We start from the raw sequence: 279 nt of genomic DNA, 5'->3' as shown, positions 1-279 counted from the left end.
AGATGTGTTAGAAGTGTCAGATGTCATTGCAGTCAACAGTATTAAAGGACGTTATCACGGCAGCAGTGTATTCGTGGATGTGACCATTGCGGTAGAACCAGACTTAACATTACAAGAAGCGCATGCTATTTGTGACCGAGTTGAAACACATATGCATAGTAAAGGTGTATCTTCGGTTTACGTACATCCAGAACCATATCATCCTGAAGAAGAATCTCATGAAGTGCATCATTCATAAATAGGGTAAGGGGTCGGGACATAAATGTTCTGACTTCTAAT

General features: G+C 40.5%; 1 protein-coding gene. It reads left to right on the top strand.

What is annotated here, in order from left to right; translation table 11 throughout:
* A partial coding sequence (locus tag HMPREF2937_RS08310) for a cation transporter dimerization domain-containing protein (RefSeq protein ID WP_306806851.1) occupies positions 1-238 on the top strand: 238 nt, incomplete at its 5' end.
* Between the last annotated feature and the right edge of the window lie 41 nt (positions 239-279).

Source organism: Staphylococcus sp. HMSC061G12 (assembly GCF_001838465.1).
Taxonomy (GTDB): Bacteria; Bacillota; Bacilli; order Staphylococcales; family Staphylococcaceae; genus Staphylococcus; species Staphylococcus simulans.
Note: the sequence above shows the minus strand (reverse complement) of the source record. Positions and strands in the feature narration are given on the sequence as shown.